Origin of the sequence: Parabacteroides sp. AF18-52, from assembly GCF_003479145.1 — a bacterium.
Lineage (GTDB): Bacteria > Bacteroidota > Bacteroidia > Bacteroidales > Tannerellaceae > Parabacteroides > Parabacteroides faecis.
The window spans coordinates 77,442-95,480 of record NZ_QUGR01000008.1 but is presented as its reverse complement, the minus strand read 5'-3'; the positions used below and the strand labels follow the sequence as shown (position 1 = coordinate 95,480).

Below are 18,039 nucleotides of genomic sequence, written 5' to 3'. Positions count from 1 at the left end.
ATTAGATTATTCTATAGCCAATTTACGAACACAATTATTCCTTGCATCGCCGACATAAATAGTACCCTCTTTGTCGATAGCCACCCCTGTAGGATATTGAAATAAAGCATCTTCCGGTGAACCATCCACATATCCTTTTACACCGGCAATACCAATGACAGTACTTACCACACCATCACGTGTGATTTTTCTTATTACATGATTTCCGGCATCAGCGATATACATCACCCCGTCTTCATCAAAGCAGATTTGTTTCGGATCATTAAACATGGCATCTTCCCGTTCTCCATCCTGCCATCCCTTTTCATTTTGAACACCGGCATAAAGTTCATGTTCTTTTGTTTTGATGTTATAACTATATATACAATGTTTAGCCGAATAGCAGATATACAACATATCAGGTTCAAGGGTATCAAAACTAACAAAGCTATCGGAACTACTCAACAAGCCTTCGTCCAACTTTTCTGCAGATTTTGTTCTCGGGTCAAAGCGAACCAGTTGCCCGTTATAAGCACGTGTATAGATTAACCCGTCATTTATATTAGGAGCGACCGAATGCATCCAGTCCAGTGTAAACGCAGGAGTACCTTCCTTAGCCCTGGGTTTAATTCTTTTAGGGGCCCACTGAGTTTCAGGATCAAACTCTATCAATCCCTGGGAACCTTGGTCTAAAGCTACAAAAACAGTTTTGCCTTCTGCATCCGTGGCAGAGGCATTAGGATACGGACAGTTTCCTGAACCCTTAACCAATGTACTGACTACATTCTTTTCTTCATTAATCTGGCGAACTGCATGTCCAAGACGTTCGCTGACAAAAATATTTTTCTCAGCATCCACGCATAAGAACCAGGGTTGATCAAAGGAAGCCTCAGCCAATGTTCCATCAATCATCTCTCCATGCCCATCATCACCTCCCACCGGTTTTCCGGCTATAGTAGAAACAGTAGTTTGTGTTGTATAAGAAAATGTATTTTCAAAAGTAAGAGAGTCTTTTCCTACAACCACAGAAATTTGACATTCTGCTCCGGGTTGCCTCGGAGTAATTACATAAAGCATATTACCGGAGGCACGTACAACTGCCGCCTTTTTGGTATTATAATATACTTTTATCGCTTCCGGATCTGTACCGAAATTCGTACCTTTAATGATCATCTTGGTTGCCATTCCTCCCGAATCGGGATAAAATGTTTCCAGTTTGACAGGAGTATTCGGATCATAGGGTTGTCCACTTCCATTAGTCTTCGTCTTATCATCTGAACAAGAAAAAATGAAGATAAGTAAACAACTTAGCATAAGAGATGGTACATTCTTGGTAACAAATCTCTTGGGTTTGAAATAAATTGTCATAATTGATTACTTTAGATATTTAGGTATAACTTTCTGTTTCAGTATTACATACTGCAATAATCCGGGTTTAATTTTATCCACTCATAGACATTTTTTTAATAGGTTAACAATACATTCACATTGAAGAAACTTTATCCGGCTATTTTGTTTTTCAATTTTTCACATTGGCATCGAGTCCTGCCAGAACTATGGTGATTGCTTATCACACATTCTGATTATCAAAATGAATAAATAATTTACGCTATTAAATTGGAATGTTTTTAATATAAATGTGGACTGATTCAAGCAAGTTTAATCTAAAATACCAGGAATTGGATACAAAACATCTCTACTAACACGGGAACACGTCTGTACAACAAAATTTAACGCACAAATCAGCAAACAAAACAAATAAATTTGCATTTATTGCTTTGTTTTTTATAAATTTAGTTCATACATTTGCACACGGAGGACATAGTTCTGGCAGAACTACAAATAAGAAGAATTTCAAGGCTTAATTATCAACAATACACTTGCGTTGACAACCTGAAACAGATTAATATACTACTACTCTAATAGGTTACTTTTATCAAATTCAATTAAAGACTTATATGTCTTCTTATTCTACATAAAGAATATTTTTCTTTGAATTCAACAGAAAACAGATCTCTTTTTCTACTCCATTTCTATCGCTTAACAAAATTCCACAAGACACTGACTATAACACAAATAGGTTACTAAAAAGAAACTGGCGGAGGCATTGAAAACACTGCGTTCCCACTTATAGCCATACTGAATTATCCACTATTACTCAATTCCTCCATCTACCGGATTAAAAATACCTTTTTCCGTAATGATTGCAGTAATTAATTCATAGGGTGTCACATCAAAAGCCGGATTAAATGTCTTTACATCTTTTGGTGCCATACGATGTATATACCACATTTTTGTTATTTCATCAGGATCGCGCTCCTCAATAACAATGGATTTCCCATCGGGACATTGCATATCGATCGTTGAAGTAGGTCCCAAAACATAAAAAGGAATACCATAATGACGAGCAAGTATAGCCACACCCGATGTTCCAATCTTATTCGCAACATCGCCATTAGCTGCGATCCGGTCGCAACCGACAAGAACAGCTTGCACCCACCCTTTCTGCATAACAGACGAAGCCATATTATCACAGATAAGCGTAACGTCTACTCCAGCCCGATGCAATTCATAAGCAGTGAGCCGTGCTCCCTGCAGCAACGGACGGGTTTCATCAGCAAAAACCTTGAAGCCATAGCCTCTCTCCTCTCCCAGATAAATGGGTGCCAGCGCCGTCCCATATTCGGAAACAGCCAGATGTCCGGCATTACAATGGGTCAGAATCCCCATTCCCGGACGCAACAGCGACAAGCCATATTCACCGATACGCCGACATGCAGCTGCATCTTCCTCACGAATGGCCATCGCCTCCCCATGTAGTAACTCTACCAGGTCAGGCACCGTTGCCGAAACATTATTCAGCACAACTTTCTCCATCCGCTCCAGAGCGGCGACCAGATTGACAGCCGTAGGACGAGCACCTGCCAGATAATTCTTAATACGGTGAAACTCCGTATAAAACTCATCAAACGATCCGGCCTGAATCAGTCTGCTGCACACATATATCCCATAAGCAGCAGCTACTCCTATAGCAGGCGCACCACGTACTTTCAACTTGTAAATCGCATCCCATATTTCCTCTGCCGAAGACAACTCCAAATAACACTCTTCAGCAGGCAACCGGGTTTGGTCCAGAATCACGACAGCATTCAGGTCATCACTGAGACGGACAGTTTTCAAATCAGTTATATTTTTCATCATAAGTTAAAAATGAGGCATATCGGGCATATCAAGCGACGGTGTTTTTGTTGCCAGCAATATAACGGTAGTCAATCCGGCAGCACCCAAAGCCACCGCCCCCCAAATCCATCCGATGCGTCTACTTCTATAATCGCAATTATAGAAAAAATTTCCGGACTCATCCCGCCAGGCCTGAAAGTTAGAGGGGGCCAGATTACCCGCTTTTACCAATTCTGACAAATAGAAAGAAGTCTCATAATAAGAATAATGACGTTCCCGTCCATTTTCTCCTCCGGTAAAAAAAGCAAGAAAACTTCTTAACTGTAAAGGACTATTACTTTCCCTGAATTTTTTTGCTTTCAAACGGGCATGACTACCGTCCGCTTTTGCAAAACGCTGGTCGATCAGCTCTTCACGTGATATTATATCGAAAACCAATTTATTCAATGTCAGATCGGATGATTCGATCTGGGCACGGGGTGGTACAAACTCGATCCCTTTAGGAACCTGCATCTCTCCGGAGAAAGTACCACGCGAACGACTGCTTACCGAGCCGTACTGCCGATCCCAGTTATAGGTGCTCCCATATGAAGAAGACTCGGTAACTCCTTCAATAGGAACAGCGTCCTTACAGTAACTCGTAGCTCTCCCGTTTACTATTAAAGCTGAACGCTCCCAATCGACAAATAAAGGCTCATCCAGCTTATTTTGAATAATAACCGAAACGGGACCATCCTCTCCGTAAAAACTATAGATAATGCACACGCTATCATTCTCGATCACAAAGTCATTATTGACATTATAACTTCCGGACCGGTCATTAGAGGCCAGTGTCGAATAATAATAAGATGAACAGCTGCTTAACCCAAACAGGATTCCACATGCATAAACTAAAAATATCCACTTCCTCATATCCTCCATTTTTTTCAACTCTCCTTCAGGCAAATCAATATGAATTAGGAGTTAACGTCGATTCAATGACAATACCTGCAGCTCCGATAGCAACAGCACCGACAATCAATCCGGCATCGGCCCCCTTCACGTTATGTACATAGAAAAAGTCTCCGGCCTGTTTTTTCCCTGCATCGAAAGAAGCCGGTGATACATTTCCGGTCTTTATCAATTGGGAAACATAAAAACTACTTTCAAAAGTAGAGTATTTTCTTTTTCCATTATCCTGATCTGCCGTATAAAGACTTAAATAACTTCTGAAAGCCAAAGGAGTATCTTCTTCTGTAAATTTTTTCACTCTTACAGTTACCACACTGGAATTAGACTTAGCAAATTTCTGTCTGGTATACTGATCTTTCGGAATCCGGTCGAATGGGAAATTCGACAACCTCAAAGGTGTAGATTCCACTTTCGATTTCGGAGGAATAAAACTTACCCCTTTAGGCAATGCGATCTCCCCGGCAAACGAACCTGCGGAATAACCATCTGTTATGCTGTAATTTCTGTTCCATCTATATGCATCTCCGGAATAACTGGATTCAGTCTGCCCCTGAATAGGTGCTTTTTCCTGATAATAACTGGTAGCCACATCGTCGATTATCAAGGCAGAACGTTGCCAGTCCACAAACAGTGGCTCATCCATCTTGTTGTACACAGTTATAGATATAGGTGCATCTTCACCGTAAAAACAATAAGAAATAAACACACTGTCATTTTCTATGACAAAATCTCTGTTACCATTCTTCTCACCTATCGTATCATTCGATTCCAAAACAGAATAATAGTACGAAGAACAGGAGCTCAAACTAAACAGAGCCACTACACTCAAAACAAACAATATCCTTTTCATGATCATTCGATTAAGTAAAGTCCAACAAATATATTATTTTTATTTAAAATTACCTATCCTTCTGCCATAGAAACGAATGCGACCTGCACTTTTCTTTATTGGCTTGCCCTGCTACCCGTCAGTAACATTCTTTATATTTAAGACATTCAATGCACAAAAACCCCTATTACATATTATCTAAATATACTTATCGCAAAACAAATAATACACCCCAAACAGCGGTTTCACTTCCAATACTTCCCCCAACTTCTTTGTTTGCAAATTAAATATTCAGTAAATGTCACAACTTATAGCTCAGAATATACAGGTATTTCCCAAGTGAAGAAAAGGGTTTCTCCGATATTTTATTAACTTTGCCAATAGTAATGTTGACTAAAACAATAATGCGATGAAAACAAACATTCCGGAACGTATTGCCGCGCTTAGAGAGGCAATGAAAGAAAAAAATATAGATGCTTACATCATCCCCAGTTCAGATCCGCATCTGAGCGAATATCCTGCCGACCGCTGGAAATCGCGTGAATGGATATCAGGTTTTGACGGTTCTGCCGGCACAGTGGTCATAACGGCCGATAAAGCCGGGTTATGGACTGATTCCCGCTATTTTTTACAAGCTGGTATTCAACTGGAAGGCTCCGGTATCGAACTATATAAAATGGCCTTACCGGAAACTCCGACAATCCCGGACTTTCTGCTGCATGAAATGCAGAACGGGCAAACGGTCGGACTGGACGGACAAACCTACAGTGTTGCCGATGCCGCCCAACTGGAAAGAACGCTAAACCGGAAAGGGATCAAACTGGAAGCATCTTACGACCTGATCGACCTTGTATGGAAAGACCGACCGGCTATCCCCGGCAATCCGTTATTCGAAATGCCGGTAGAACTGAGTGGAAAATCGGTTCGTGAAAAGCTGGATGCGATCAACAACCTATTACGCAAACAAGGTGCCGACAGCCTTATCATCGCCGCCCTCGATGAAGTTGCCTGGACATTCAATATACGCGGGACAGATGTTACGTACAATCCTGTCGTAATCAGTTACGCATTTGTATCCGAAGACGAAAGTGTACTTTTCATCAATCCCGGAAAGATCACGGCAGAAGCAGCCGAACATCTAAAAAAAGAAGGAGTGGTCCTCGCCGACTATACAATGATACAAAAATATCTTTCCCGGCTTCCGGAAAAGAGTTCCGTATTCATCGACCCGGCAAAAACAAACCTGTCGCTTTACAACGCACTGCCCAAAGGATGTACCATCGTTGAAGACATCACACCGGCAAACCACCTGAAAAGTATCAAGAACGAAACTGAAATAAAAGGATTCCGCAATGCCGTAGTAAAAGACGGTATTGCATTGACACGTTTCTACATTTGGCTGGAAAAGAAATTAGCTGCAGGAGAAAAAGTAACCGAACTCAGCGCATCTGACAAACTAACGGCTTTACGGGCCGAACAACCGCAGTATATCATGGACAGTTTTGAAACAATCTGCGGATATGCTGCCCACGGAGCAATTGTCCATTATGCAGCCACACCAGAAACCGACGCGGAAATAAAAGCGGACAATATGCTTCTGATGGACTCCGGCGCCCAATATCTGGACGGGACTACCGATATCACCCGTACAATCGCTCTGGGAGAACCGACGGAGCAAATGAAAAAAGATTTTACCCGTGTATTAAAAGGAACGATCGGAATTGCCAAATGCAAATTCCCTGCAGGAGCGAAAGGCGTACAACTGGATATTCTCGCCCGGAAAGCATTATGGGATGCAGGCATTAACTACCTGCACGGAACAGGTCACGGGATCGGTCATTGTCTGAACGTACATGAAGGTCCTCAGAGTATCCGTATGGAGGCTAATCCCATACCTCTGAAACCGGGTATGGTGATCAGTGATGAACCGGCCATGTACCGGACCGGAGAATACGGTATCCGGACAGAGAATATGGTGCTTGTCCGTGAAGACAGCGAAACGGAATACGGTAAATTCTACGGATTCGACACTCTCACTTTGTGCTATATAGACACAAAACTGATCATTGTCCCGATGTTGTCAGTCAGAGAACGTGCCTGGATAAACAAATATCACCAGATGGTGTACGACCTGTTAAGCCCACATCTGAATGAAGATGAAAAAGCGTGGTTAAAAGAGAAAACAACAGAAATTTAATCAATTGTCAACTATAAAATTATGGCATTAATAAAATCAGTAAGAGGCTTTACCCCGAAAATCGGTAAAGACACATTTTTAGCAGACAACGCCGCTATTATCGGCGATGTCGAAATAGGAGACGGTTGCAGCATCTGGTTCGGAACCGTTCTCCGGGGCGACGTAAACTCAATCCGCATAGGAAACGGAGTCAACATACAAGACGGCTCCGTACTACATACGTTATATGAAAAATCGACTATAGAGATCGGCGATGACGTCTCGGTCGGGCATAATGTGACGATACATGGAGCCAAAATATGCAACGGAGCCCTGATCGGAATGGGGTCGGTTGTACTCGACCATGCAGTGATCGGTGAAGGGGCTATCGTAGCTGCCGGCTCGGTTGTTCTGAGTAAGACCATAGTCGAACCGGGTAGTATTTATGCCGGTGTCCCTGCTAAATTCGTAAAGAAGGTAGATCCTGAACAAGCCAAAGAGATCAACCAGAAGATTGCAAAAAACTACCACATGTATTCAAGTTGGTATAAAGAAGATTCAGAATAAATGAAAAAGACAGGATGGGCAATACTACTGGCTCTATGTTGTATCGGAGGCTATCTGGTATTGCCCTCCAATTATTACCTGCGACGCGCTCTTATTCACCTGCTCCCGAAGATCGACCAGTATCCGATCTTTGAAAACCGGACGGTGAAGGCCGGCAACCCGCAACCTTGGCCGGAATCGAAAGCATACAACAAACTATCCGTTCCGGAAAAATTCCAGCCTGTTTTTGAGGATCTGGGAACTGTAGCCTTTGTCATTATCAAAGACAGCACCTTACTTTTCGAACAATACTGGGAAGATTACTCTCCGCACTCGCGCAGCAACTCGTTTTCCATGGCTAAAAGCATAGTCTCACTGGCTATAGGATGCGCCATAGACGACGGCTTCATCAAAAATGTAGACCAACCTGTCAACGACTTCTATCCCGAATTCAAAGGATACAATGGCAAAGCCCTGACGCTACGCCATTTGCTGACAATGAGCGCAGGTGTCGACTTCGACGAGGCCTATTCTTCCCCCTTCTCTCCCACCACCAAACTGTATTACGGAGATGATCTGCAACAGATCGCTTTGGGAATGAAAGAAATCGAAGAACCTGGCATCCACTTTATTTATCAGAGTGGCGTAACGCAGTTACTCGCCCTTATCGTAGAAAAAGCGACCGGAGAGAACATCAGTTCATACGTTTCAAGAAAACTATGGACTCCGCTAAACGCAGAAGAAGATGCTCTTTGGAGTCTGGATAAAAAGGACGGTATCGAAAAAGCATATTGCTGCTTCAACAGCAATGCCCGCGACTTCGCCCGCTTCGGACAACTAATCTTAAACAAAGGGAACTGGAACGGAAAACAACTCGTTTCCGAATCCTATATAAAAGAAGCTACGACTCCCGACACTAATCTGATATTCAAAGAGTACAATGAAACGAACCACTGCTACGGCTTCCAGTTCTGGCACCTGACTTACAAGGATATGGAAATCCCTTACATGCGAGGAATTCTCGGGCAATATGTCTTTGCCATTCCGAAATTGAATGCCGTCGTCGTACGCCTGGGGCATAAACGCAGCGATACACGTACCGCCCAACATTACCCGGATGATATAGATACATGGCTGGGAGCTGCTATCGAAATAATACAAAAGTCAACAAATAATCAGAGAGAATCAGAATAAACATACTAAATTAAACAACAAATGAAGAAAACAGTTTTTACTGCACCCATGGTAGCATTGTTACTCCTTTCTTGTGCACAAGCGCCACAGGAGAAAGGAAAAGAGATCACTTACACGCCGCAGGCTCCTTACAATCCTCCGACGTATGTATGCTACAAAGCTCCGGCTCCGATCAAGATAGACGGTAAACTGTCTCCCGAAGAATGGGATGCTATTCCCTGGACAACCGAGTTTGTAGACATCGAAGGAGACAAACGCCCCAAACCACTTTTGCAGACACGGGCTAAAATGACTTACGATGACAATGGTATGTATTTTGCCGTCCTGATGGAAGAGCCTCATGTATGGGCTACGATCACAGAACATGATGCCGTAATCTATCAGGATAACGACTTTGAAATATTCCTCAATCCGACAAACGATACACATAATTACCTGGAATATGAGGTAAATGCGTTAGGCACAGAATGGGATCTGTTCCTGAGCAAACCCTACCGTGACAATCCGCAAGTATTGAACAACTGGGAATTTGCCGGTATGAAATCGGCCGTCTACGTGGATGGCACATTAAATAATCCGAAAGACACCGACAAATCCTGGAGCGTAGAAGTATTTATCCCCTGGTCATCGATCTATCAGGTAGCGAGAGGTAAAAAAGGACCTGTCGACGGTGAACATATCCGTACAAACTTCTCACGTGTGGAATGGACTACAGAGGTACAGGATGGCAAGTACGTAAAAGTCCCAATCAAAGGTGAAAACAAAATACGTGAATATAACTGGGTATGGGCTCCGACCGGAGTGATCAATATCCACATGCCGGAATACTGGGGATTTGTACAGATATCCGATAAGGTTGCGGGAACCGGAGAAACTCCGTTTGTTACAGACCCGAACGATGAAGTGAAGTGGCTTCTGCGCAACCTGTATTACCGTCAGAATGAGTATGCTGCGACATTCGGTGAGTATGCTCCTTCCGTAGCGGCTCTCAAACCGGAAGAATTATGTCCGGCAGAACAAGCCAAACAGATCAGCCTGTTCAACACTCCTTCCATGTATGAAATCACATTACCCGGCACAGATGGAAATGTATGGCATATCAGACAGGATGGAATGGTTTGGGCTTCTAAAAAATAATTAAACCTACTTTTCCCTTGATGGAAAAGTAGCCAAAAGATCAAGGCTACACCTGCCTCGCTACTCCGCATCCTGCGTTCGCTGTCGCCTCCGAAACTCGCTGCGCTCAAACAGCGGATGCTCCGGACGCTCTCTCCGGATGCTGCGCTTTACGCTCACCAGCTGAGGCCTTTCATAGAACGCAAAGCGTTCTTTTGTGATTGCCGACACTGCCTGTTAAAACAGAAAGTACTGTTCATAGTATATAATTATCAGTGTCGGCAATCCTAAGAGGAAGCGGAGCTTCCTGGGAAAGGCCTAAACGGGTGAACGTCCGCGAAGGGGGAAGACGAAGCGATTAAAAAAATCCGTTGTCTGAGCGTAGCGAGTTTCGGATTTTTCAGCAGAGTCTTTCACCGAAGCAGTGAAGCCGATTAAGCCTTGATCTTTTGGTTACTTTTCTATCAAGAGAAAAGTAACATACAAATAGGATAAAAATGAAACAATATAAATATCTTCTTTTTGACCTCGACGGTACCATTACCGACTCAGAGACCGGAATCACCCGGTGCGTTGCATATGCACTAAATTATTTTGGTATTCAGGTAAACGACCTACGGGAGTTATCCCCTTTTATCGGACCGCCTCTTCTGGATTCGTTCAAAGACTTTTACAACTTCACGGATGAACAGGCGACCGTTGCCGTTGCCAAATACAGGGAAAGATATGCCGACAAAGGCATTCTGGAAAATGAATTATATCCGGGAATCAAAGAACTACTGGCAGATGCACAAAAAAACGGTAAAACCGTGATACTGGCAACTTCCAAGCCGGAAATATTTGCCAAACGTATCCTCGATCATTTCGGGTTGAGCGACTATTTTTCTTTTGTTGCCGGTAGTGGCCTGGATGGCTCTCTTCACACAAAAACAGATGTGATCAACTATATCTTACAATCCAATCAAATAACCAATCTGGAGTCTGTTGTGATGATAGGCGATCGGAAACACGATATCATCGGAGCCAAAAACGTAGGGATCGACTCTATCGGCGTCTTATACGGCTTCGGAGATTATAAAGAACTTTCAGATGCCGGAGCAGATCATATTGCGGAAGATATTCCGGCACTCCGTAAATTACTCTTATAGCAGTAATTTACGGATTAAAAGATATTTTTTCCATTGATATTAATAACACAGACCGATCAGGTAACGGCAAAGAATATCACCACCAAACACGGCTACACAATAGAGAATACCCAACGAATACCCCTTCAGATTACAAGAGACCTTCAGTGCTTTGAACATCCAGACCAATACCCAGACCAGAAATATAACTCCGATCAATGAAAGCCATACTCCTACCAGGAAACCAGGTTGTGCCAACAATTCTGTCGGCGGCACATTCATATCCACTTTTGCCAGATTCTGCATCGGAGGCAACATATTGAACAAATTCATAAAGATGAAAGGAATCTGGGCAAAGGCAACTGTCCCCAACACATCGATCACCCTGATCCGGGAACGCGACAAGATCAACCCTCCGAGATAAAACAAAGTTGCCGGCACCATCCAAACAACCAGATGTTCGACAGCGTAACACCACCAGGCCGGATTCGGTGCCGGACCGAAATGCAATAAACCATGATAATGCCATCCGGAAAGATAGCTGATAACCGTGGATACGACCATTCCTAAAAGCCCCCACCCCAGCGCCTGAAAACCGGCAATCCATTCAAACGGATTAATCAGAAAATTCAACCATTGTCTTTTCATAACTATTCAATCTTATTTAATTTATCAATCAGATCATCCAATATATTCCTAACAGTAGGATAACTCACTCCCATATTCTTCGCCATATCTTTCAAGCTGCCACTCGACTTGATAAAATCAACGATAAATAACTGCTCCTTCTCGGTCAACCTTGCCAGAAGAGGCAGTTCAAAGTTCCCGCAAACCTCCGTATCACATTGTTCGCAAAAGAGCCGCCCCACTCTCAGAGGAGAATCACAGGCCGGACACTGTAACGGCAAACGTTTTCTGACTTCTCCCATAATCACTTCTGTTCCTTTATAAACGTACCCAATGACGAAAGCAAAACCGCATTAACCGGTAAAGAAGGATTTGTATAGACTGCCATCTGCTTCTGGGGATCGGTCGTATCACAATCTTTCAATACATGGTTCATCTTTTCGATTAAAAGAAGCTTTGCCGAAGGAGAAGCCTTCTTCAACAGTTCCGCATCCTCTACGAGAACCTGTATATCGGTTTTACCCTGCACGATTAGGCTCGGTATCGTTAATTCCTTGATTATCTGTTGAGGATTATATTTATACCATGATATCATATAAGGTTGAACCGATTGCCTGAACAGCGCGTCCATTCCAAACGGAACGTTCGCCACCAATTTACCCTGTCGCAACGAATCATTGATAGCGGCTACTATATTCCGGACCGATTCCGGTTGGGAAGACAACTGCTTTTCTATTATTTCATAAGCCGGCCTCCCCGCTCCGGCTAACGACACAAAGGCTTTTACTTTCGGATTATTACGGCATGCCAACATCCCGATCAACGATCCTTCACTATGCCCGATCACCGTAATACCCGTAAAGCGCGAATCTTTTTTCAAATAATCGATCCAACCTTTTACGTCATTCACATAATCTTCGAAACGTAGGTCTGCCTCTCTCTTTCCTGCCGAAGCACTGGAAGCTATTCCCCGCTTATCGAAACGAAGCGAAGCAATCCCCTGCTTTGCCAAATCTTCGGCAAGGTATCTCAAAGAGTTGTTCGTCATCTGCCCAATGGCTGAATTACCATCCATATCGGTCGGGCCTGATCCGGCAATCAATAAAACAACAGGAAAAGACTTCATTCCTGGGGGAAGAAGTAGTTTTCCATGAATATCTCCACTTTGAGTATTCAAGGTCACTCCCTGACCGGTCAATGGTTGCAACTGCCCGAAACAAGTCAGAAATACAAAAGAGAAAAAGACGCTGAATAATAATTTCATCTGTTTCATATTATCACCTTCCTAAAAAGTTATCCGGACAAATATAGAAATTATATTGAATAAAATTCAATCATATATAAATTTTATTCAACTATTTATAAATATAATTCATCCACAAATAGAAATAGAGCAATGAATCTAAATAAACAGGAGGACCAAACGCAATACATCAAATACGGTCTGAAATCTGTTTAATATCCTTCTTATTTAGATTGATTAATCTACTTTATCACCTTTTCTATGAAAATATCTCCCCAACAGGAGAAATGTTGCATTATTCCTCTTATTTTTGCATGTGATGGAAAATAATCAAGAATTTCTTATGGTAAATATTATTGACAAGATAAACTCTTCATATCCAATTTCCGATACAACGATACAAACATTGAAAGAACATGTCATTTTATGTCATTTCCCTAAAAAGCATCAACTGATAAAAGCTAATATGTTTTGCAAATCAGCTTACTTTATAGAGAAAGGAATGACCCGCTCCTTCTGGTTGGTAAACGGAGAGGAAATAACCACTTCTTTCGCCTATGAAGGAAGTATTGTCTTTAGTATGGATGAGTTGTACTATAATAAGGTAAGTGAAGAGTTTGTAGAAACACTTGAAGAAGTAGTAGCCTATCAAATATCACTGGCCGATTTGCTACATCTTTTTCAAACCAATATCGAACTGGCCAACTGGGGAAGAGTCATTCATCAGAACGAATACAGGCGTTTGCACCGCTCTCATAAAGAACGTCTTACCTTGTCAGCAAAGGAGAGATTTGAGGAATTCAAACAACAATTTCCCGAAGTGTATCAGCGTGTACAATTGGGCTATATTGCCTCCTACCTGGGGATAACCTCATCTACACTCAGCCGGATCAGAGCCCAGAAATAATCTTTATCCGGTACTATTTGACGTAGGACAAATTTTAGGACGCATAAGTTTTATAATTTTGGAGCTTCATAAGTTACACGTAATAATAATAATCTAAATAACAAACTCTTATCATGCAAAACATCTCTTCTGCTGCATTCACAGACAGTAAACCTCATTACGATCTTCTCGACGGATTAAGAGGGGTGGCAGCACTTTTAGTCGTATGGTATCACGTGTTCGAAGGCTACGCTTTTGCCGGAGGCACTACCATCGATAGTATCAATCACGGCTATCTGGCTGTGGATTTCTTCTTTATCCTATCCGGTTTCGTTATCGGTTATGCGTATGACGACCGCTGGTCAAAGACGCTAACCATGAAAGATTTCTTTAAACGCCGTTTGATCCGTCTTCATCCGATGGTTATCATGGGAGCGGTTCTGGGTGTTATCTCTTTCCTGATTCAAGGCAGTGTAAAATGGGACGGGACACATGTCTCTATTTCCTTGGTCATGCTATCCCTGCTTTGTTCATTGTTCTTCATTCCCGCCATACCGGGAGCCAGTTATGAAGTCAGAGGAAATGGCGAAATGTTCCCGCTGAACGGTCCCAGCTGGTCGTTGTTCTTCGAGTATATCGGTAATATTCTTTACGCCCTGTTCATTCGCCGTTTGTCAACCAAGGCATTGACTGTAGTTGTCTTTTTGATGGGAGCAGCACTGGCAGCATTCGCCACCCTCGACGTATCCGGTTACGGTAACATCGGAGTCGGGTGGACATTGGATGGCGTGAATTTTGTAGGCGGATTATTACGCATGCTCTTCCCCTTTTCTATGGGTATGCTTTTATCTCGTAACTTCAAGCCCATCAAGGTGAGAGGCGCATTCTGGATCTGTTCGATCATATTACTGGGGTTGTTCTCTGTACCATTCGTGGAAGGGACAGATCCGATTTCCATGAACGGACTTTATGAATCATTTTGTATCATCCTGATTTTCCCTATCCTTATCTGGGTGGGAGCATCGGGAACCACTACCGATACCAAGTCGACAAAGATATGTAAATTCCTGGGAGACATTTCTTTCCCTCTTTATATCATACATTATCCTGTGATGTACCTGTTCTATGCCTGGTTGATCGACAAAGAACTTTACACGCTCGCAGAAACCTGGCAGGTAGTCGTGGGTGTTTGTGTATTGAATATAGTTTTGGCATACCTATGCCTGAAACTATATGACGAACCGGTTAGAAAATGGCTGAGTAAGAAGTTCCTTGCCAGAAAACAGGCATAAAAGGAATTACCGGACGCAGATGACGCAGAAAGCGCAGAATATCGCAGATAAATTAAAAAAAAGTCTGCGAGACTCTGCGCTTTCTGCGTCCGGTAATACAAACATTTGATACGTCTTCTTTCGTTTTTCCGGCTATTTATCGTAAGTTTGTGAACCAATATAAACTTACAAACGAACTATATCATGAAACGAAACAACCTATGGATAACAGCCCTTGCACTGGGTATTACGTTATCCGCCTTCGGACAGCAAATCGGCGGAGGAATTTCTCCGGAAATGCTGCAACAGATCAAACAATCGTACAAAGGGACTCCTACCGACAAGGCTATCCATAACGCCATCAGTAATAACGATATCAACAAACTGGCGGTAAATGCAGAAAGTAAAAATAATTTCGATACTTATTTCTCCAATAAAGTAGACAGCAAAGGGATTACCAACCAGAAATCATCCGGCCGTTGCTGGCTATTTACCGGTCTGAACGTATTTCGTGCACAGGCGATCGCAAAGTACAATATGGGAGATTTTCAATTCTCGCAGAATTACTCCTTCTTCTGGGACCAGCTGGAAAAAGCCAATCTGTTCCTGCAAGGGATTATCGACACACGCGAAAAGCCGATGGATGACAAAATGGTGGAATGGCTATTCAAAAATCCGCTTAGCGACGGAGGACAGTTCACCGGAATATCCGATATTCTGGGTAAATATGGCGTAGTTCCGTCTGACGTAATGGTAGAAACCAATAGCAGTGAAAGTACAGGAAGAATGGCTAATCTGATCAGCCTTAAATTGAAAGAGTTCGGCCTGTATCTGCGCGACCAGTCTGCCAAAGGGAGTAAAGTAGCCGCACTGGAAAAGAGTAAAACCGAAATGCTGGGAACTATTTACCGGATGCTGGTCCTCAACCTGGGTGAACCGCCTACGAAATTCACTTGGACACGGAAAGATGCACAAGGCAATCCGGTTGAAACCAAAGAATACACTCCTAAATCATTCTTCGATGAATATATCGGCAAAGACCTGACAAACAATTATGTCATGTTAATGAACGATCCGAGCCGTGAGTACTACAAGTTATATGAGATCGATTTCGACCGCCACCGTTATGACGGAAAGAACTGGACTTACGTAAACCTTCCGATCGAAGATATCAAAGAAATGGCTATCGCCTCCATCAAAGACAGCACAATGATGTATTTCTCCTGCGACGTGGGTAAATTCTTCGACCGTGAACGTGGTCTGCTGGACGTGAACTATTACGACTACGGCTCACTGATGGGAACTACTTTCGGCATGGATAAGAAACAGCGTATCCAAACATTCGCCAGCGGATCATCACATGCCATGACCCTGATGGCCGTCGATCTCGACGCTAACGGCACACCAAAAAAATGGATGGTCGAAAACAGCTGGGGACCGGGTGCCAACAGCGGCCACCTGATCATGACCGACGAATGGTTCAATGAATATATGTTCCGTCTGGTAGTCGACAAGAAATATATCACCGACAAAGTAAAAGACGTTCTCAAACAAACACCGACCCGCCTCCCGGCCTGGGACCCGATGTTTACAGACGAATATTAATAGTTGGATTCTGGAACATAGAAAAATAACCCCGACAAACCTGGTCTGTCGGGGTTATTTTTTCTACACTATCTAATTACTTCTTTTTATTGCTTTTACTGCCTATCCAGGTTCCTTGTTTCCATAAATACTCCAATGGTCCTTGTTTATGGCACGACAACCAGTAACGGCTGAATACCCATTGAACGGTGAAAATAGCCAGTCCGATAAGCAAAGTCTCCGTAGCTCCGGTAACACGATACAACCCCAAGCCAAATCCATAATAAATACACACACCTATTATAGACTGCGAAATATAGTTGGTCAGGCTCATACGTCCATAAGGGATAATAAACTTCTGCCAGTTACACCCATTCTCCTTTTTGAACCAAATCAGCACAAAGGCCGAAACCAGGATCAGCATAAAGGCAAAATTGCCAAGAGATTGAGTTATTATCTTATAAGGAAGCAATACGGATGGATTATCTATATGTTCGGGGACAAAAACCCGAAGCAGATACAACGGAACGAATGCCAATATACCTATGCCTAAGACACGTTTCCAAAAGCCAATCGTACGGTCGTTCCTGATGAAAGAGCCATTACGTCCTAACAACATTCCAAACATAAACAAGGCCGATGTCTGAAACAACCGTCCATTTTCTACCTGCCAGAAGTTGCTATACAATTGTCCGTCCCATATGTTACTGCGCAAGACCTCCCAAAAAGAACCATTCATAGTCACTCCTCCTACCCGTTCCGAATAGATCATGAATCTATTCCCGATAGCGACATAATCCGGATCAGATAACGCATACAACATCCTGCCCCATTCAAAAGGTTGAAGCAACAGAAAGACAGCGATCCAAAAAACAATTTTATCTTTCAGTTTACACACCGGAATAAGGACAAAACCTGCAACGGCATAGAGTACCAGAATATCACCGTTATAAAATAAAGCATGAAGTTGGGCAAACAGAAACAACAGAACTAACCGCCAGGCAAAACGTCCCCGAAAATCGATCCCTTTTTGTTCCGCATGATGAAACTGAATATAGAAGCTGAAGCCAAAAAGCAAAGAGAAAGTAGCATAAGCCTTTCCACTAAACAGAAAGAAAAAGCTATCCCACATCCATTTGTCCAGAACCTGTAACCAGGCCGGCTGAAACTCCGGAATGAAATAAATATTATAATGTTCAAGATTATGCAATAACACAATAGCCAACAAAGCAAAGCCGCGAAGCGCATCTACAACATTCAAGCGTTCGGATTTTTGAATAGTATGTATCATTTCTTATTTATGTATCAGATATTCAATCTATATAAAAGT

At 42.7% G+C, this 18,039-nt stretch carries 16 protein-coding genes; 8 read left to right on the top strand and 8 right to left on the bottom strand.

Annotated elements, in window-relative coordinates; genetic code table 11:
• Nucleotides 1–6: 6 nt before the first annotated feature.
• The 4 genes from DWX23_RS14450 to DWX23_RS14435 all read right to left on the bottom strand — a co-directional run bounded on the left by DWX23_RS14450 (nt 7) and on the right by DWX23_RS14435 (nt 4,960).
• Nucleotides 7–1,293: an IPT/TIG domain-containing protein gene (locus tag DWX23_RS14450; protein WP_229801076.1), complete on the bottom strand. Its 1,287-nt coding sequence runs from the start codon at nt 1,291–1,293 to the stop codon at nt 7–9.
• Between the two features lie 840 nt (nt 1,294–2,133).
• Nucleotides 2,134–3,180, bottom strand: a complete 1,047-nt coding sequence (mtnA, locus tag DWX23_RS14445) for an S-methyl-5-thioribose-1-phosphate isomerase (RefSeq protein ID WP_122375003.1) — start codon at nt 3,178–3,180, stop codon at nt 2,134–2,136.
• Nucleotides 3,181–3,183: 3 nt separating this feature from the next.
• The gene (locus tag DWX23_RS14440) at nt 3,184–4,071 is read right to left on the bottom strand and encodes a hypothetical protein (RefSeq protein ID WP_122375112.1); all 888 of its coding nucleotides are present in this window, start codon (nt 4,069–4,071) and stop codon (nt 3,184–3,186) included.
• Between the two features lie 34 nt (nt 4,072–4,105).
• Nucleotides 4,106–4,960 carry a hypothetical protein gene (locus DWX23_RS14435; RefSeq protein WP_183672092.1) on the bottom strand — a complete coding sequence of 285 codons (855 nt, stop codon included), beginning with the start codon at nt 4,958–4,960 and terminating at the stop codon, nt 4,106–4,108.
• 388 nt (nt 4,961–5,348) lie between these two features.
• On the opposite strand from DWX23_RS14435, the gene DWX23_RS14430 reads away from it, so the two are divergent.
• The 5 genes from DWX23_RS14430 to DWX23_RS14410 all read left to right on the top strand — a co-directional run bounded on the left by DWX23_RS14430 (nt 5,349) and on the right by DWX23_RS14410 (nt 11,119).
• Entirely contained in the window at nt 5,349–7,136 is a 1,788-nt protein-coding gene (locus DWX23_RS14430) for an aminopeptidase P family protein (RefSeq protein ID WP_122375001.1), read from the top strand.
• A gap of 21 nt (nt 7,137–7,157) precedes the next feature.
• Nucleotides 7,158–7,682 (top strand): gamma carbonic anhydrase family protein, encoded by a 525-nt coding sequence (locus DWX23_RS14425; RefSeq protein WP_122356296.1) that lies wholly within the window; start codon nt 7,158–7,160, stop codon nt 7,680–7,682.
• On the top strand, nt 7,683–8,855 hold the full coding sequence (locus tag DWX23_RS14420; RefSeq protein ID WP_122375000.1) for a serine hydrolase: 1,173 nt from the start codon (nt 7,683–7,685) through the stop codon (nt 8,853–8,855).
• Between the two features lie 21 nt (nt 8,856–8,876).
• A complete protein-coding gene (locus tag DWX23_RS14415) occupies nt 8,877–9,992 on the top strand; it encodes a carbohydrate-binding family 9-like protein (RefSeq protein WP_122374999.1) in 1,116 nt (371 codons plus the stop codon).
• A 476-nt stretch (nt 9,993–10,468) separates the two neighbouring features.
• Nucleotides 10,469–11,119 (top strand): HAD family hydrolase, encoded by a 651-nt coding sequence (locus tag DWX23_RS14410; RefSeq protein WP_122374998.1) that lies wholly within the window; start codon nt 10,469–10,471, stop codon nt 11,117–11,119.
• A gap of 39 nt (nt 11,120–11,158) precedes the next feature.
• Here the strand turns inward: DWX23_RS14410 and DWX23_RS14405 are convergent, their stop codons facing one another.
• Genes DWX23_RS14405 through DWX23_RS14395 form a run of 3 tightly spaced genes read right to left on the bottom strand, consistent with a single transcriptional unit; the run spans nt 11,159 to nt 12,998 of the window.
• Nucleotides 11,159–11,746, bottom strand: coding sequence for a YIP1 family protein (locus tag DWX23_RS14405; protein ID WP_122374997.1), 588 nt, complete (start codon nt 11,744–11,746; stop codon nt 11,159–11,161).
• A gap of 2 nt (nt 11,747–11,748) precedes the next feature.
• A complete protein-coding gene (locus DWX23_RS14400) occupies nt 11,749–12,027 on the bottom strand; it encodes a DUF2089 family protein (protein WP_122356308.1) in 279 nt (92 codons plus the stop codon).
• Nucleotides 12,028–12,029: 2 nt separating this feature from the next.
• Nucleotides 12,030–12,998 carry an alpha/beta hydrolase gene (locus DWX23_RS14395; protein ID WP_122374996.1) on the bottom strand — a complete coding sequence of 323 codons (969 nt, stop codon included), beginning with the start codon at nt 12,996–12,998 and terminating at the stop codon, nt 12,030–12,032.
• A 313-nt stretch (nt 12,999–13,311) separates the two neighbouring features.
• Between DWX23_RS14395 and DWX23_RS14390 the strand changes: the two genes are divergently transcribed.
• The 3 genes from DWX23_RS14390 to DWX23_RS14380 all read left to right on the top strand — a co-directional run bounded on the left by DWX23_RS14390 (nt 13,312) and on the right by DWX23_RS14380 (nt 16,730).
• A complete protein-coding gene (locus DWX23_RS14390) occupies nt 13,312–13,875 on the top strand; it encodes a Crp/Fnr family transcriptional regulator (RefSeq protein WP_122375111.1) in 564 nt (187 codons plus the stop codon).
• 113 nt (nt 13,876–13,988) lie between these two features.
• Nucleotides 13,989–15,146 (top strand): acyltransferase, encoded by a 1,158-nt coding sequence (locus DWX23_RS14385; protein WP_122374995.1) that lies wholly within the window; start codon nt 13,989–13,991, stop codon nt 15,144–15,146.
• Nucleotides 15,147–15,329: 183 nt separating this feature from the next.
• Nucleotides 15,330–16,730: a C1 family peptidase gene (locus DWX23_RS14380; RefSeq protein WP_122374994.1), complete on the top strand. Its 1,401-nt coding sequence runs from the start codon at nt 15,330–15,332 to the stop codon at nt 16,728–16,730.
• A 76-nt stretch (nt 16,731–16,806) separates the two neighbouring features.
• Here the strand turns inward: DWX23_RS14380 and DWX23_RS14375 are convergent, their stop codons facing one another.
• Entirely contained in the window at nt 16,807–18,000 is a 1,194-nt protein-coding gene (locus tag DWX23_RS14375; RefSeq protein ID WP_122374993.1) for a DUF418 domain-containing protein, read from the bottom strand.
• Between the last annotated feature and the right edge of the window lie 39 nt (nt 18,001–18,039).

Excerpts from the sequence above, each read along its gene's own strand:
- DWX23_RS14450 (WP_229801076.1), bottom strand. The coding sequence starts at position 1,293 with ATGCTAAGTTGTTTACTTATCTTCATTTTTTCTTGTTCAGATGATAAG.
- mtnA (WP_122375003.1), bottom strand. The coding sequence starts at position 3,180 with ATGATGAAAAATATAACTGATTTGAAAACTGTCCGTCTCAGTGATGAC.
- DWX23_RS14440 (WP_122375112.1), bottom strand. The coding sequence starts at position 4,071 with ATGAGGAAGTGGATATTTTTAGTTTATGCATGTGGAATCCTGTTTGGG.
- DWX23_RS14435 (WP_183672092.1), bottom strand. The coding sequence starts at position 4,960 with ATGAAAAGGATATTGTTTGTTTTGAGTGTAGTGGCTCTGTTTAGTTTG.
- DWX23_RS14430 (WP_122375001.1), top strand. The coding sequence starts at position 5,349 with ATGAAAACAAACATTCCGGAACGTATTGCCGCGCTTAGAGAGGCAATG.
- DWX23_RS14425 (WP_122356296.1), top strand. The coding sequence starts at position 7,158 with ATGGCATTAATAAAATCAGTAAGAGGCTTTACCCCGAAAATCGGTAAA.
- DWX23_RS14420 (WP_122375000.1), top strand. The coding sequence starts at position 7,683 with ATGAAAAAGACAGGATGGGCAATACTACTGGCTCTATGTTGTATCGGA.
- DWX23_RS14415 (WP_122374999.1), top strand. The coding sequence starts at position 8,877 with ATGAAGAAAACAGTTTTTACTGCACCCATGGTAGCATTGTTACTCCTT.
- DWX23_RS14410 (WP_122374998.1), top strand. The coding sequence starts at position 10,469 with ATGAAACAATATAAATATCTTCTTTTTGACCTCGACGGTACCATTACC.
- DWX23_RS14405 (WP_122374997.1), bottom strand. The coding sequence starts at position 11,746 with ATGAAAAGACAATGGTTGAATTTTCTGATTAATCCGTTTGAATGGATT.
- DWX23_RS14400 (WP_122356308.1), bottom strand. The coding sequence starts at position 12,027 with ATGGGAGAAGTCAGAAAACGTTTGCCGTTACAGTGTCCGGCCTGTGAT.
- DWX23_RS14395 (WP_122374996.1), bottom strand. The coding sequence starts at position 12,998 with ATGAAACAGATGAAATTATTATTCAGCGTCTTTTTCTCTTTTGTATTT.
- DWX23_RS14390 (WP_122375111.1), top strand. The coding sequence starts at position 13,312 with ATGGTAAATATTATTGACAAGATAAACTCTTCATATCCAATTTCCGAT.
- DWX23_RS14385 (WP_122374995.1), top strand. The coding sequence starts at position 13,989 with ATGCAAAACATCTCTTCTGCTGCATTCACAGACAGTAAACCTCATTAC.
- DWX23_RS14380 (WP_122374994.1), top strand. The coding sequence starts at position 15,330 with ATGAAACGAAACAACCTATGGATAACAGCCCTTGCACTGGGTATTACG.
- DWX23_RS14375 (WP_122374993.1), bottom strand. The coding sequence starts at position 18,000 with ATGATACATACTATTCAAAAATCCGAACGCTTGAATGTTGTAGATGCG.